This is a genomic window from Sphingomonas sp. AOB5 (assembly GCF_029433115.1).
Classification (GTDB): domain Bacteria; phylum Pseudomonadota; class Alphaproteobacteria; order Sphingomonadales; family Sphingomonadaceae; genus Sphingomonas.
The window spans coordinates 13940-29275 of record NZ_JARNTV010000045.1 but is presented as its reverse complement, the minus strand read 5'-3'; the positions used below and the strand labels follow the sequence as shown (position 1 = coordinate 29275).

The following is a 15336-nucleotide window of genomic DNA, read 5'->3' as shown; positions in this document are numbered from 1 at the left end:
CCGCGGTGTCGAGCCTTGGCGACCGGCTGATGCTCGCCCGCGAGACCGCCGCCGCCGCCCGCGCGTCGGACACGCGCAGCCGCTCGGCGCTCTATCGCGCGCTTGCCCGCGCCTATGATTTCGCGATCGCCGCCGAAGCGGACGAAGATGGCTACACCTCGCTGCTGACCCAGGCCGGCCTCGTTGCTCAGGCCCGCGCGCCGATGACGCCGTGCGTGAAGCTGATCTTCGGCGTGGATTACGACAAGACCCGCCTTACCGAATTCGCCGCGGTGCTGACCCATGCCAAGCGTTGCGACGTGCCGCAGGGTGCGCTCGACGCCTTCCTCGAAACCGCCGAGGGCGGGATCAAGGGTGTGGTGAAGGCCGAACGCGCGCATCGCCGCCCGGCCACCTCGCCGGTTGACGTCTATGCCCGCGCCGCGGAAGAACTTCGCGAGCGTCCGTCGCTCGGCCATGTCGATATCGAAGCCGACGGCGAATTCGTCGTCCTGCTCGCCCGCAAGGGTGCCGAGGGCCTCGATATCGTCGCCAGCCTGGCCGGTGATGCAGCGCTGACCGAACGCGCAGTACGAAAAGCAGCCGCGTAACGAGCTTCTTTGCTGTTCGGCACCGGCCCGCTCCCCCACCCGGCCACCCAACGGAAGTATATTCTATGGGTGGCCGGGTGGGGGAGCGGGCCGGCGCCGCTTCGTTTCAGCTTCGCTGAAACCACAAAGACGACCGAAAATTAGCCCTTCCACCGCTGTCAGCGCAATTTGGTTTCGATTGTTACTTTATTGCGCAGCAAGTCTTGAGAAGGTCATCCGGCAGGCGCATAGGAGCGCGCATGCCGAAGATCACCAGCGCGCTGAAACAAGCGTTCGAAGCCCGGCTGCTCGAAGGAGCATTGCCGGGCGAACTCGAGGGATTTGGAGAGGATGACCGCACCGGAGCCGCAAGCTTCGTCGCGGACGCCGCGGCCGAGCGCCCGCCCGCAACTGCGAAGATCGCGCTGGAGACTTATGAGGATGAGGGCCGCCGCATGCGGCTGGCGGTCATCAACGATGACATGCCCTTCCTCGTGGACTCGATCTCGGGTGCGCTCGCCGCACACGACATCCAGATCCATCGCATCCTGCACCCGGTCATCAAGGTCACCCGCGACGCCAAGGGCGAACTGACCGAGATCGGAGAGGGCCGCCCCGAATCGATGGTCTATGTCGAGGTCGAGCGCGCCGACGCCAAGTCGCGCCGCGCGATCGTGGCGGAACTGGAACGTACGCTCGAGCAGGTCCGCGCCGCGGTCGAGGACTGGCGCGCGCTGCAATCGGCCATGGGCGCGGATGCCGCGCATTTGCCCACTCCCGAAGGCGAGGCGCTGCTGCGCTGGTTCCAGGGCGGGGCGATGACGCTGCTGGCGCACGAGAAGTGGCGCACCGATGGCACCACCAGCGAAGAGCTGGGCATCGTCCGCTACGAACAGACCGCGCCGATCCTCGCCCAGCCGTCGCGCGAAGCCGCGGTCCGATACTTCCAGCAGGGTGGCGAAGCGCCGCTGCTGCTCAAGTCCAACTGCATCTCGACCGTGCATCGCCGCGTGCCGCTCGACATCGTCGTGCTGCCGATCCTGACCGGTGCCGAAGTCACGGGTCTCTCGATCCATGCGGGCCTGTGGACCAGCGCCGCCCTGTTCTCGCTGCCCGAGGAAGTGCCGCTGCTGCGCGCGCGGCTCAAGGCGCTGGAACAGAAGTTCGGCTTCAATCCCAAGGGCCATACCGGCAAGGCGATGGCGCATGCGCTGACCGCGCTGCCGCACGACCTGACCACCGCGTTCGACACCGATTCGCTCGAAAAGCTGGTCCTCACCTCGATGTCGGTCGCGGACCGGCCGCGTGCCAAGCTGGTGCTGGTCCCCAGCCCGCTCAAGCGCCATCTGTTCGCGTTCGTCTGGGTGCCGCGCGACGAAGTGTCGACCGGCCGCCGCAACGCCATCGGCGAAATGCTGGCCGAGGCATCGAACGCGCGCCTGATCAGCTGGTCGATCGCGCTGGAAGACGGCGTGGTCGCGCTGCTGCGCTACACGCTCGATCTGCGCGCCGGCGGCACCGTGCCCGACACGGCGGCGCTGGACGACCGGCTCGAAAAGATGATGCGTGGCTGGGTGCCCGCGGTCGAGGCGGCTTTGGTCGAACAGGGCGACAGCGGATCGACCCGCCTCGCGCTTCGCTATGCCGCGGCCTTCCCCGCCGCCTATCGCGCGACCGGCACCGCCGATGAAGCGGCGCGCGACATTGCACGCATCGCCACGCTGAAGTCGTCGGCCGATCGCTCGGTCCGCATCTGCCCGATCCCGGGCAAGCCGCACGACTATCGCATCAAGCTCTATGCCCAGGGCGGCGCGCTGGCGCTGTCCGATGCGGTGCCGGTGTTCGAGAATTTCGGCTTCCGCGTGATCGAGGAAGTGCCGACCGAGCTGACTGGCGATCACGGCATCTTCATCCATGACTTCGAAGTCGCGCTGACGGTTCCCTCGCCGGTGCTGGCAAGCGATCCGGCACTGGTCGAGGACGCCATCGCCGCGGTGCTCGAAGGATCGGCCGAGAACGACACGTTCAACCGGCTGATCGTCGAGACCGGCATGAAGCCGGAAGCGGTCGTGCTGTTCCGCGCCTGGTTCCGCTATCTGCGCCAGACCGGCATGAACTATGGCATGGCGACCGTGGTCGACGCCCTGCGCCGCGCACCCGCCGTTGCCGCATCGCTGATCGAACGGTTCGACGCCGCACACAATCCGGCGCGTTCGGCCAAGCAGGAAGGCGCGATCGAAGCCGCTGCGGCTGCGATCGACACCGGTCTGGACGCCGTCTCGGCCATCGACGACGACCGCATTCTGCGCGCGATCCGCGGCGTGATCCTCGCGACGCTGCGCACCAACGCCTATGCCCCCGCGGCCAAGGAAGCGCTGGCGTTCAAGTTCGATTCCTCGAAGGTTCCGGGCCTGCCCCGCCCGCTGCCGTGGCGCGAGATCTGGGTGTACAGCCCGCGCGTCGAGGGCATCCATCTGCGCGCCGGTCCGGTCGCGCGCGGCGGCCTGCGCTGGTCCGACCGGCGCGACGATTTCCGCAGCGAGATCCTCGATCTGATGAAGGCGCAGCGCGTGAAGAACGCGGTGATCGTGCCCACCGGCGCGAAGGGCGGTTTCTATCCCAAGCAGCTCCCCTCGCCTGCCGTGGACCGCGACGCGTGGTTCGCCGAAGGTACCGAGAGCTATCGCATCTTCATCCGCACCCTGCTGTCGATCACCGACAACATCGTGAAGGGCAAGATCGTCCATCCGCAGGGCGTGGCGATCCTCGACGGCGAAGACCCCTATTTCGTGGTCGCCGCCGACAAGGGCACCGCAACCTTCTCCGACGTGGCCAACGCCATCGCGGTCGACAAGGGCTTCTGGCTGGGCGACGCGTTCGCCTCGGGCGGCAGCCATGGCTACGACCACAAGGCGATGGGCATCACCGCCAAGGGCGGCTGGGTCTCGGTCCAGCGCCACTTCCTCGAAATGGGCGTGGACGTACAGTCGGAGCCGGTCCGCGTCGCGGGCTGTGGCGACATGTCGGGCGACGTGTTCGGCAACGGCATGCTGCTGTCCAAGGCTATCAAGCTGGTCGCCGCTTACGACCATCGCCACATCTTCCTCGATCCCGATCCCGATCCGTCCAAGAGCTGGGACGAACGCGCGCGCATGTTCGCGCTGCCGCGGTCGAGCTGGGCGGACTATAATCCGTCGCTCATCTCGAAGGGCGGCGGCGTCTATGCCCGCACCGAAAAAAGCATCAAGCTCACCCCGCAGGTGAAGGAGATGCTGGGCATCGCTGCCGACGAGATCGACCCGACCAGCCTGATCAACCTGATCCTGAAGGCGCAGGTCGATCTGCTGTGGTTCGGCGGCATCGGCACCTACATCAAGGCCGCGGCAGAGAGCCATCTCGATGCCCGCGATCCGGGCAACGACCGCCTGCGCGTCAATGCCGAGGAAGTCCGTGCCAAGGTGATCGGCGAAGGCGCCAACCTCGGCGTCACACAGGCCGCGCGCATCGCCTTCGCTTCGCATGGCGGGCGGATCAACACCGACTTCATCGACAATTCGGCCGGCGTCGATTGCTCGGATAACGAGGTCAACATCAAGATCGCGCTCAACCGCGAAGTGATCGAGGGCCGTCTCGACTTCGACGATCGCAATGTCTTGCTGGCATCGATGACCGACGATGTCGCCCATCTGGTGCTGGAGGATAACCGCCTTCAGACGCTGGCGCTCTCCTTCATGGAGAATGACGGCGCGGTCTCGCTGCCCAGCTATGTGCGGGTGATCGAGATCCTCGAATCCGCCGGCCGGCTGGATCGCGTGGTCGAGGGTCTCGGCAGCAACGACGATCTGCTCCGCCGCGCGCAGGAAGGCCGCGGCCTGACCCGACCCGAACTCGCCGTGCTGCTCGCCAGCTGCAAGCTCGCGCTGCAGGACGCGATCGAGAACGGCAATCTGGGCAGCGATCCGGAACTGGCCAGCGATCTCCACGCCGCCTTCCCGGCCGCGATGCAGAAGAAGTTCGCCAAGGCGATCGACGAGCATCGCCTGCGTCCGGAAATCATCGCGACCAAGCTCGCCAATCGCGTGGTGAACCGCCTCGGCGTGCTCCACCCGTTCGAGCTGGGCGAGGAAGAAGGCGCGTCGATGCGCGATATCGCCGCGATGTTCGTCGTCGCCGAACGCCTGCTCGGCCTGCCCGCCATCTGGGAAGCGATCGAGACCGCAAAGATCTCGGAAGGTGCGCGCATCGCTTTGCTCGACGAAGTCGCGGTCGCGGTGCGCGGCCAGATCGCCGATCTGCTCCGCGTCTGCCGCCCGGGATCGAACCCCGCCGACGTCATCGCCCGGCTCAAGCCCGGCATCGACAGCCTCGACAAGCAGACCAAGGCGCTGCTGCTCGACGAGGTCCGCGCGCAATCCAGCCGCATCTCGGGCAAGCTCGAAGCGGCCGGCGCGCCGAAGGATCTGGTCGCCAAGGTCGTTCGCCTGTTCGAACTGGACGGCGCGATCGGCCTTGCCGATCTGGGCGAACGCCGGAAGATCGACGAGACCGTGCTGACCCGCGCCTTCACCCATCTGGGTCAGGCGCTGGGTCTCGACTGGGCCCAATCCACCGCCGCGCGGATCACCACCGGCGATCCGTGGGAGCGCCTGCTGATCGCCGGCCTCGCCCGCGACTTCCAGCAGCTCCGCCTGGAGTTCCTGTCGCGCGTGAAGGACAAGGATCCCCAGGCCGCGGTCGAGGCATGGCTGACCGAAAACCATGCCCGCGTCGCCCAGTTCGCCGCACTGATCGCCCGCGCCCGTCAAGCCGCCGCGCCCAACGCGGCAATGCTGGCCCAGATCGCGGGTCAGGCCCGCGTGCTGCTGGGCCGGGAGTAAATACGCTCCGTCATCCCGGCACCCGCCGGGATGACGGACGTAAATCCAATCGCGCCAGCTACATTTCGTTACACTTTCCTCTCCCCAAAAAATTGCAATTGCGAATCGTTCGCGTTATCGGCGGTCCACCGAATCAAACGAGACCTGTTCCGCCAGATGCACGCCCCGACTCCACCGGCAACGAAGCCGGCTCCCAAGAAGCGCGGGCGCAAGGCCTTCTGGCTCAAGCAGCTGCACACCTGGCACTGGGTCAGCTCGGCGATCAGCCTAATCGGCCTGCTACTGTTCGCGATCACCGGCTTCACGCTGAACCATGCCGCGGAGATCGAAGCGACGCCGGTCGTCAGCGAAGCCAAGGCGCAGCTGCCGCAGAACCTGCTTCCGTCGATCGCGCCGGACGACAAGCCCGACGCCAAGAAGCCCTTCCCGGCCGAAGTCACCAAATGGCTGGAAACCAATCTCAAGACCCGCGCCACCGGCGAGGCCGAATGGTCCGCCGACGAAATCTATCTCGGCAAGCCGCGCCCGGGCGGCGACAGCTGGATCTCGGTCGATCGCGCCACTGGCGAAGTCACCACCGAGACCACCAATCGCGGCTGGATCTCGTACCTCAACGACCTCCACAAGGGCCGCAATTCGGGCACGGTGTGGAAGTGGTTCATCGATATCTTCGTGATCGCCTGCATGGTGTTCACGCTCACCGGCCTCGTGCTGCTGTGGCTCCATTCGAAGCACCGCAAGAGCACCTGGCCGCTGGTCTTTGCCGGCCTCGCCATTCCGGCGGCGCTCGCCATCTTCTTCATCCACTAGGAGGAACCGTTCCATGGAGTATCGTCTGTCCGGAATCGCAACCGCCGCCGCGATCGGCGCGGGTGCGCTGCTGCCCGGCGCGGCATCGGCCCAGACGCTCGATCTGAGCGTCACCATCCCGCAGCTGCGCGTCGCCGAATATCACCGCCCCTATGTCGCGGTGTGGATCCAGAAGGAAGGCGGCCCGACCAAGACGCTCGCCGTCTGGTATGATTCGGATGCCAAGGAAGGCAGCAAGGGCACCAAGTGGCTGGTCGATATCCGCACCTGGTGGCGCGCATCGGGCCGCACGATGAAGTTCCCGGCCGACGGCATCTCGAGCGCGACCCGCGCGCCCGGCACGCACAAGCTCAGCTTCGTGGGCGGGCGCAGCGCACTGCCGACGCTCAGCCCGGGCAAGTATTTCGTCACGGTCGAGGCTTCGCGTGAAGTCGGCGACATCGAAAAGGTCCGCCTCGAATTCACCTGGGATGGCTCGAAGGCCGTCTCCGTCCGGGGCAGCGGTTCGAAGGAACTCGGTGCCATCTCGCTCACGCTCAAGCGCTAAAAGGGGTCTTACGCCATGTTCAATCTGCGCACTTCGCTGATCGCGATCGCCGCCGTCGCCACCATCGCGGTTCCCGCCGCGGTCGCCCATCGCCAGTGGATGCTGCCTTCGTCCACCATCGTCTCGGGCGAGGATAACTGGATCTCGGTCGATGCGGCCGTGTCGAACGATCTGTTCTTCTTCGATCACCGCCCGCTCGCCGCCAAGCCGGTCGTCACCCAGCCCGACGGCACCGAAGGCAAGGTCGAGAACCACAGCGTCGGCCAGCTCCGCGCCACGTTCGACGTGCACCTCACCCAGCAGGGCACCTATCGCATCGCCATCGTCAACGAAGGCGTGTTCGGTTCGTACGATCTGAACGGCGAGACCAAGCAGCTGCCGCGCGGCACCACCGCCGCCAACCTCGCCCAGGCGATCCCGGCGGGCGCGACCAATGTCCGCACCTCGGAGAATGTCGGCCGCAACGAGATCTATGTGACGCAGGGCGCGCCCAGCGACACGATCTTCAAGCCGACCGGCAAGGGCATCGAGCTGGTTCCGGTGACGCATCCGAACGACATCGTCGCCGGTGAAGCCGCGACCTTCCAGTTCCTGCTCGACGGCAAGCCAAGCGCCAACCTGACGGTGACGCTGATCCCGGGCGGCATCCGCTATCGCCACGACCTGAAGCAGGTCGATCTCAAGACCGATGCGCAGGGCAAGGTCACCTTCACCCTGCCCGAAGCCGGCATGTACTGGATCAACGTGACCCAGCCGGGCGGCGGTCGCGGTCCGGGCGGCCCCGGTGGTCCGGGCGGTCCGGGTGCAGGCGCTCCGGCAGCGGGTGCGGCACCGGCTCCGGCCCCCGCGGGTCCGCCGGCGCGCCGCGCCAACTACATGACCACGATCGAGGTCCAGACCAACTGAGCGGTCCGCGCCTCGCACTACCGAAATCATTGTCGCCGGCGGCCTTCCACCGCCGGCGCAGTGATTCTGACGTCTCATCCTTTTCCGGCGAGACCATGGGCACAAGCTGGTCCGCCCGCATCGTCGATGCCGGCCCCGGCGCCAAAGCCGGAATCCTGACCGTCCTCGACCGGATCATCGCGCAGATGAGCCATTGGGAGCCGGCATCGGACCTGTGCCGCTTCAACCGCGCCGCACCGGGAAACTGGCAGCAATTACCCCCCGAACTCTCCCGCGTGCTCGGCGCCGGACTGTCGGTTGCCTCGGCCAGCGGCGGCGCCTTCGATCCGGCGATGGGTGCGCTGGTCGATCTGTGGGGCTTCGGCCCGCCCGGCCCGCGCACGGACGCCCCGACCCGAAGCGAGATCGCCGCAGCGCTCGGCGGGAGCATCGAGCACGATCCCACTCTGCTCCGTGCCCGCCGCACAGCCCCCGCCGCGCTCGATTTCTCTGGCATCGCCAAGGGCTATGCGGTGGACGCCATCGCCCGCCACCTGTGCGAGACCGGCCACGCCGATTTCCTCGTCGAAGTCGGCGGAGAACTGTTCGGCGAAGGGGTGAAGCCCGATGGCCAGCCCTGGTGGGTCGATCTCGAACCCGTTCCCGGTCTCGCACCGATCCGCGTCGCGCTCCACGGCCTCGCCGTCGCCACCTCGGGCGCGGGCCAGCGCAACTTCATCGCCGATGGCCGACGCTATTCCCACACACTCGACCCGCGCACCGGCGGCCCGATCGCCAATGGCGTGGCCCAGGTCACGGTGATCCATCCGGAATGCATGCTCGCCGATGCTTGGGCGACCGCGCTTACGGTGCTGGGCGATCAGGCACCTTCTGTCGCGGAACGCGAGGGACTGGCGATGCATATGGCGGTGCGGGACGGCGGCGCGATGCGCGAGGTGACCTCACCGGCGCTGGCGGAGATGCTGGCTGCCTGAAAAGCCCCTCCTCTTCAGAGGAGGGGTTGGGGTGGAGGATGAATGGCCTCGCAGAGCGCATCGCTTGTGATGACGGCCCCACCCCAACGCCTCCCCTGAAGGGGAGGGGCTCAGAAGGCCTCAAGCATCCGCCCAGCGGCGCAGCAGATTGTGGTACACACCGGTAAGCTCGATCACGCTGCGATCGGTCCCGCCCAGTTCGCCTGTCAGCCGCTGTACCGACTGGTCGAGGTCGAACAGGATCCGCCGCGCGCTGTCGTCGCGGATCATCGATTGCAGCCAGAAGAAGCTCGCCACCCGCTGCCCGCGCGTGATCGGCGTCACATGGTGCAGGCTGGACGAGGGATAAAGTACCGCATGCCCCGCGGGCAGCTTCACCCGCTGCACCCCGTAATGATCCTCCACCACCAGTTCGCCGCCATCATATGCCGCCGGATCTTCCAGAAAGACGGTGATCGACAGATCGCTGCGGATGCGGAAATCGGTCCCGCGCTGGATGCGGATCGCATTGTCGACATGGGTGCCGAAGGTCTGGCCCTCGCCATATCGATTGAACAGCGGCGGGAAGACCTTCAGCGGTAACGCCGCCGCAAAGAACAAGGGTGACTGGCCCAGCGCCGCCAGCACGATCGCACCCGCTTCCTTCGCCGCCGCGCTGCTCTCGGGCAGCTGCTCGTTCTTCTTCGCCAAGGCCGACTGGTGGCCCGAGGTGACATTGCCATCAACCCATTCGGCCGCATCGATGATCGCGCGCACCCGCACCACCGTCTCCGCGTCGAGCAATTCGGGGATCGCGATCATCATGCCCGGGGTTCCTTCATCGCTTCGGCCAGTTCCGCCACGCCGTTCGCCGCCAGCCATTCTCGCGCCTTGCCGATAAAGGCTGGCGTGGCCGTCTCCGCACTGCGCGCAAGCCAGCGCCGTGCCGCATCGCGCTCGCCGCCCGCAATCAGCATCCGCGCATGGTTGAAGGCGCCGCGGAAATCGCCGCCCTCGGCTGCGCGCGCATAGAAGGTGGCGGCCTTCTTCACATCGCGCGGCACCACCCAGCCATCCTCATGGAAGCTGCCGACATGGTTGATCGCCTTGGCATTGCCCATCGCGGCTGCCTTTTCGAACCAGCCGAGCGCCGCTGCCTTGTCCTCGGTCAAACCCTCGCCCAGCGCCAGCGCGGTGCCGTAATTGTACATCGCCCAGTCGAGTCCGCGTTCGGCGGCGATGCGGAAACACTCCGCCGCGCGAACCTTGTCGATGGCGACGCCCCAGCCGAGATCGTAGCAGCGCCCCAGCATGTTAAGCGCCATCAGATGCCCCTGCCGCGCCGCCTTCTCGAACCAGCCGAACCCGGTCGCAGCATCGCCGCTGTCGAGCAGCATCTGGCCCAGCACCGCCTGTGCCTCGGCGACACCCGCTTCGGCGCCTTCGCGAATCAAAGCCGCCCGCTCCTCCGGCGAACCGGAGAGGCGGGCGGCGATGTCTTCGCGGGAGATCTGGTCGAGAGACTCGGTCATCCCTCTCGCATTAATACTTGAAGCTGACCGTGGCGAATGCCGAACGGCCCGGCGCGATCGACGCATAGTGCGCGGTGTATGCCTGGTTGAAATACACTTCGTCGGTCACGTTGTTCACGTTCACGCTGACTTCGATATTGTCGCTCACCTGATAGGCGGCACGCAGATCGAAGCGCCAATAGGCCGGCACGGTGCGCACCAGCACCTTGGTCGCCGGGTTCACCGTCACCACGCCCGCGGTGGTCTGGGTCGCGGTGCGGTTGTCCGAATACCCGCCGAACACGCGGCTGGTGTAGAAGGCACCGCCGCCGATCGAGAAACGGCTGGTCGGCTTGAACTCGGCCCACAGGGTGAAGCTGTGCTTCGCGGTCTGGGTCGCCTGACGGCCGGTATTGACCGAAGGGACCAGCGCCACGGTCGCCGGGGCAGCACCGTTTGCCGCCACGGTCAGCGCGGTGAAGCCGCCATCGACGATCTCGGCATCGAGATAGGTGTAACCGCCGAACACCGTCCACCAGCGGGTGACGTTGCCGTTGAAGTTCACTTCCAGACCGCGGATGCGGCGCTGGCCGATGAACTCGACGGTGTTGTTCGGGCCCGTCACGCGGGCATTCTCGGTATCCGTCTGGAACACCGCGATGCCGGCGGCGAGCTGGTTGTTGAAGAAATCACCCTTCACGCCGACTTCGTACGAGCGGGTCTTCTCGACCTTCAGCGAGTCGAGCAGCGCCAGCGCCGCGGCGGTGTTGGTGGTGCCCAGCGCGTTGCCTTCCTGGCCTTCGCCGATCAGGCTGTTCGGCGGCGTCGCTGCCGTCGCATAGCTGGCATAGATCGACGTGTTGGACGTCGGCTTGAAGATCAGGCCGGCCTGCCAGTTGAATATCTCGTCGGTGCGGTTCAGCTCGAACGTGCTGGTCGCGGTCGCCGCCTGACCCGGGATGATGGTCGATTCGAACCGGTCGAAGCGCGCGCCGAGGTTGAGGATCAGCGACGGGGTGATCGTGATCGAGTCGAACGCATAGGCCGACAGCGTGCTCGCCTTGTTCTCGGTCTCCTGGATCGGCAGCGTCTTGCCGATCACCGCAGGGGTGGTCGAGGTGTCGGTGGTGTAGTTCACCCACGGATCGGCCGGGTTCGGATTGAACAGGCTGGTGCAGTTGTAACGGGCGATCTGGGTCGCATTGCAACGCGGCGACACGGTCGATCCGGTCGCCAGCACGAAGGTGCCGCGGCGCGCCTTTTCCGAGCTGGCTTCGATGCCGAGCGAGAAGCTGTGCTTCACCGATCCGGTCGCGAAGCTGCCGTACAGGTCGGTCTGGTTGATCAGGCCCTCGACATAGCCATAGCGGGTGTTGGCGCGGCGCCACACCAGCCCGCCCGCGGTTGCGGTGGCGGCGGCGTTGGTGCCGTACACATTGCCCTGCTGGTCGTCCGGCTGGGTCAGGATATAGGCCTGATAATTGTGGCTAAAGCGCGTGGTGTTGCGCAGCGTCACATCGCCGAAATCATGCTCGATCCGAACGGTCGCCTGATGCGTGTTCGCATCGCGATAGTCGCGATTCTCAAGGCCATAGAAGGTCGAGCGATCCACCGTGCCGGTCACGCCACCGATGGTCGTGCCGCGGCCGATCAGCGGCTCGGAATAGATGGTGCCGGTGCCCGGCGCATTCCCGATCGTGTAGAAATAGGGGATGCCCGTGTCGGGAAGCTCATGGCTTTCCATGTAATAATAGGATGCGGTCAGCCGCGTATCGGTGCCCAGACCGACGATGATCGAGGGCGAGACGCCCCAGCGGCGCGAGAAGATCGAGTCGCGGCCCGCGACATCCTGATCGTGCCACATGCCGGTCAGGCGCACACCCACCGTGTCGGTGATGTTGACGTTCAGGTCGCCGGTGACGCGCTTGTAGTCGGCGGTGCCGGCGCTGCCCGTGGCGCGGACGAAATTGCCCTGCACCGGCAGCTTCGAGATGATGTTGATCGAACCGCCGGCGCTGCCGCGGCCGCCCAGCGTCGAATCCGAACCGCGCACGATCTGCACCTGCTCGGTGGCGAACACTTCGCGGGTCTGCGCCGCAGGATCGCGCACGCCGTCCAGATAGGTGCTGCCCTGGCTGTCGAAGCCGCGGATGAACGGGCGGTCGCCGATCGGATTGCCGCCCTCGGCCGCGCCGAAGGTGATACCCGGCACGGTGCGCAGTGCCTCGGCGAGCGATGCCGATCCGCTGTTCTGGATCACTTCCTCAGGCAGCACGACCACCGAACGCGGCGTATCGACCACGCGCGCGGTGGCCTTCGGGCCGACCTGCTCGTTGTTGCGGGCGCCCTTGACGACGATCTGGTCCTTGTCCTGCTTCGCGGCGTCCTGCTCGTCGTCCGACGCGGGCGCGACCGGATCGTCGGCATTCATCGCATGTGCCGGCGCCGTGGCGATGAACCCGACACAGGCGAGCGCAAGGTACGACGCGCCGGAGCGCACCGGGGAGTTGGACTTGATCACGATACAGGGTCCCTTTCGACTCGATCTTATTGTCTGTCGCGGGGCCAGCTATTGAGAATCGTTCTCACAGTCAATGCTATTGCGAGTGTTTCGCATTTCCAGAAACATTCGGGTTTCGGAGCGGACTGCCGTTTTGGGACCCTGGCCGCCCGCTCCGCCCCTTCGGGTCAGAACCCGAAATTGATCGACAGCACCGCGGAGCGACCATCGCCGGGGGTTGCCCAGCCATTGTTGCGGATGCGGGTGTAATAGAGTTCGTCGGTGAAGTTCTTGACGTTCAGCTGAGCGCTGAGGTTCGGGGTGAACTGGAACTTCGCATAGGCGCTGTGCACCAGGAAATCCTCCGAACGGAAGACCGGGGTCAGCGTCGATCCGCCCGCGGCCACCAGCGCCGGCAGGTTCAGCGCGAAGCTGCCCTGATAGGTCGCGCTGTACCCGATCGTCAGGCCGAACGGGAACTCATAGGTGGTGAACAGGCTGCCCGAATGGTTCGGCGTTGCCAGCAGTTCGGCGCCCTTGCCCGGATCGCGGATGGCCGCGCTGTTGGCGCAGGCCGTGCTCGGATTGGCGAGGCAGAAGTTCGACACCGACTGGATCAGCTCGGGCTTCAGATAGGTGTAGTTGGCGGTGATCGACCAGTTGCGGGTGATCTTGCCCACCGCGCTGATCGCGATGCCGTCCACCCGCGAATGACCGTCGAGCACCTGATCGGGGATCGTCGGATCGTTCGAAGGCACCTTGTAGCTGTCACGCTCGTTGCGGAACGCGGCGATGCTCAGCAGCAGGCGGCCATTGCCGATCCCGGCCTTGGCGCCGATCTCGATGTTCCGCGCGCTTTCCGGCTTCACGTTGCAGGTCGCAGCGGTGCAGGCGCCGTTGACCGCGCTGATCGACGGCGTCTTGGCGTTGCCATAGGCGACATAGAGCGTGACGGTCTCGACCGGCTTGTAGACCAGGCCGACGCGATAGGAGAACAGCTCCGCGCTGTTCGCCACCGGCGTGCCGATCACAAGCGGACCCTGCGCCACGGTCGCGGTGGCGGCCGGCGACACGGCGTCGGTGCGATAATTGCCGCTGTTCGATTCCCAGCGGATGCCGCCGTTCAGCTCGAACTTGCCCAGCTTCATCGCGTCGAACAGGTAGAAGGCGTAGTTGGTGACTTCGCCATGCTGCTTGCCGGTCAGGGTCCGGTTGATCGGGCCGGTATAGACATTGCTGCCATAGGTGAAGCCGGCGGGGCCGGGGACGACCACGTTCGGGTTCGAGAAGTTGACCAGCGGATAGGTCACCGTCGTGGTGTTGGCGTTGCGATACATGCTGCCGGTGTCGAGCGAGTATTTCTCCCAGCCCGCCGACGCGCCGATCACCATGGTGTGCTCCACCGCACCGGTGTTGAACACCGCGCGGAAGTCGAGCTGGTCGTACATCAGCTCGTTCTTCGAATCGCGGAACGTGCCGCGCGGGCCGCCGATCAGATAATAGCCGACCGGAGTCGTCGCCGGACATGCGGTCGCGACGGTGGATCCCGCCACATGCGTCGGCTGGACATTGCCGGGCAGGCAGAAGGTGCCCTGGGGCGGGCCGACGATCGTCAGCTGCGTGACGTTCTGCCAGCGGGCCAGATTGCGCACCGACACGGTGTCGCTGATCTCATGCTCGAAGGTGACGGTGGCCTGATCGACCACGATCTCCTGCGTGTCGACATTGCGATAGCCGAAATAGTCGCTGCGATCGATGCCGGGGACGATGCCGTTGTTCACCGAGTTGCGGTAGTATGGCACGCCGTACTGCGGGATATTGTCGTCTTCCTGGTGGATATACTGGAAGGTCAGCCGCGTCGGGCTGTCGATGCCGATCGTCAGCGACGGCGCGACGCCCCAGCGCTTGTAATTCTCCACGTCGCGGCCCGGCACGTCGTTCTGATGGACCATCGCGTTCAGGCGCACCGCGATCAGGTCGCTCGCGCGCAGGTTCACGTCCACGGTGCCGCGATAATATTCGTCGGTGCCCACGCCGACGCTCACCAGACCGCGCGTCTCGGACTGCGGGCGCTTGGTCACGATGTTGATCGATCCGCCGACCGAACCAGAACCGCCATTGACCGAGTTCGCGCCGTTCACGATCTCGAGCTGCTCGAGGTTGAACGAGTCCGAACGGTTATAGGCCGCGCTGTCGCGCACGCCATCCTGGGTGATGTCGCTGCCGGCCGAATAGCCGCGCAGGTTGATCGAGTCCGCCGGCGGGCTGCCGCCTTCGGCCGCGCCGAAGGTGATGCCCGGTACGGTGGACAGCATGTCGCGCAGCGTCAGCAGGTTCTGCTGCTCGATCGTCTCGCCGTTCAGCACAGTGACGGTCTGCGGCGTGTCGCGCACGGTGCGGGTCGCCTTGGGGCTGGCCTGCACCTGTGCGCCCTGGCCCTTGACGACGATCTGTTCCTTGTCCTGCTTCGCCGCGTCCTGATCGTCGTCATCGGCGATCACGACGGGATCGTCGGCGGTGAAGGCATGCGCCGCCGGCGCGGTCGCGATGAAGCCCACACAGGCGAGCGCGAGGAACGACGCGCCCTGACGCGCGGCGGAACTGGATTTGGTCAAAGCGAATGCCCCTTTTTTGACTCAGATTAGGATGTCGTTGCGGGGTCA

General features: G+C 66.0%; 9 protein-coding genes and 1 pseudogene. 6 read left to right on the top strand and 4 right to left on the bottom strand.

Annotated features, from left to right (window positions below; translation table 11 throughout):
* The 6 genes and pseudogenes from P1X14_RS16235 to P1X14_RS16210 form a co-directional block, all read left to right on the top strand.
* Window positions 1–590 (top strand): annotated as a pseudogene (locus tag P1X14_RS16235) (hypothetical protein); the annotation flags it as partial.
* Window positions 591–829: 239 nt separating this feature from the next.
* Window positions 830–5446 carry an NAD-glutamate dehydrogenase domain-containing protein gene (locus P1X14_RS16230; RefSeq protein ID WP_277316442.1) on the top strand — a complete coding sequence of 1539 codons (4617 nt, stop codon included), beginning with the start codon at window positions 830–832 and terminating at the stop codon, window positions 5444–5446.
* Between the two features lie 156 nt (window positions 5447–5602).
* Window positions 5603–6256, top strand: coding sequence for a PepSY-associated TM helix domain-containing protein (locus P1X14_RS16225; protein WP_277316441.1), 654 nt, complete (start codon window positions 5603–5605; stop codon window positions 6254–6256).
* 13 nt (window positions 6257–6269) lie between these two features.
* Window positions 6270–6803, top strand: a complete 534-nt coding sequence (locus P1X14_RS16220; protein ID WP_277316440.1) for a DUF2271 domain-containing protein — start codon at window positions 6270–6272, stop codon at window positions 6801–6803.
* Window positions 6804–6818: 15 nt separating this feature from the next.
* Window positions 6819–7709: a DUF4198 domain-containing protein gene (locus P1X14_RS16215; protein ID WP_277316439.1), complete on the top strand. Its 891-nt coding sequence runs from the start codon at window positions 6819–6821 to the stop codon at window positions 7707–7709.
* A 95-nt stretch (window positions 7710–7804) separates the two neighbouring features.
* Window positions 7805–8683, top strand: a complete 879-nt coding sequence (locus P1X14_RS16210; protein ID WP_277316438.1) for an FAD:protein FMN transferase — start codon at window positions 7805–7807, stop codon at window positions 8681–8683.
* A 120-nt stretch (window positions 8684–8803) separates the two neighbouring features.
* Here P1X14_RS16210 and P1X14_RS16205 read toward each other — a convergent pair whose 3' ends face one another.
* The 4 genes from P1X14_RS16205 to P1X14_RS16190 form a co-directional block, all read right to left on the bottom strand.
* Window positions 8804–9487: a Fe2+-dependent dioxygenase gene (locus P1X14_RS16205; RefSeq protein ID WP_277316437.1), complete on the bottom strand. Its 684-nt coding sequence runs from the start codon at window positions 9485–9487 to the stop codon at window positions 8804–8806.
* Window positions 9484–10194, bottom strand: coding sequence for a tetratricopeptide repeat protein (locus tag P1X14_RS16200; RefSeq protein ID WP_277316436.1), 711 nt, complete (start codon window positions 10192–10194; stop codon window positions 9484–9486). The genes P1X14_RS16205 and P1X14_RS16200 overlap by 4 nt, the downstream gene beginning before the upstream one ends.
* A gap of 10 nt (window positions 10195–10204) precedes the next feature.
* Window positions 10205–12694, bottom strand: coding sequence for a TonB-dependent receptor (locus P1X14_RS16195; protein WP_277316435.1), 2490 nt, complete (start codon window positions 12692–12694; stop codon window positions 10205–10207).
* A 167-nt stretch (window positions 12695–12861) separates the two neighbouring features.
* Window positions 12862–15288, bottom strand: coding sequence for a TonB-dependent receptor (locus P1X14_RS16190; RefSeq protein WP_277316434.1), 2427 nt, complete (start codon window positions 15286–15288; stop codon window positions 12862–12864).
* Between the last annotated feature and the right edge of the window lie 48 nt (window positions 15289–15336).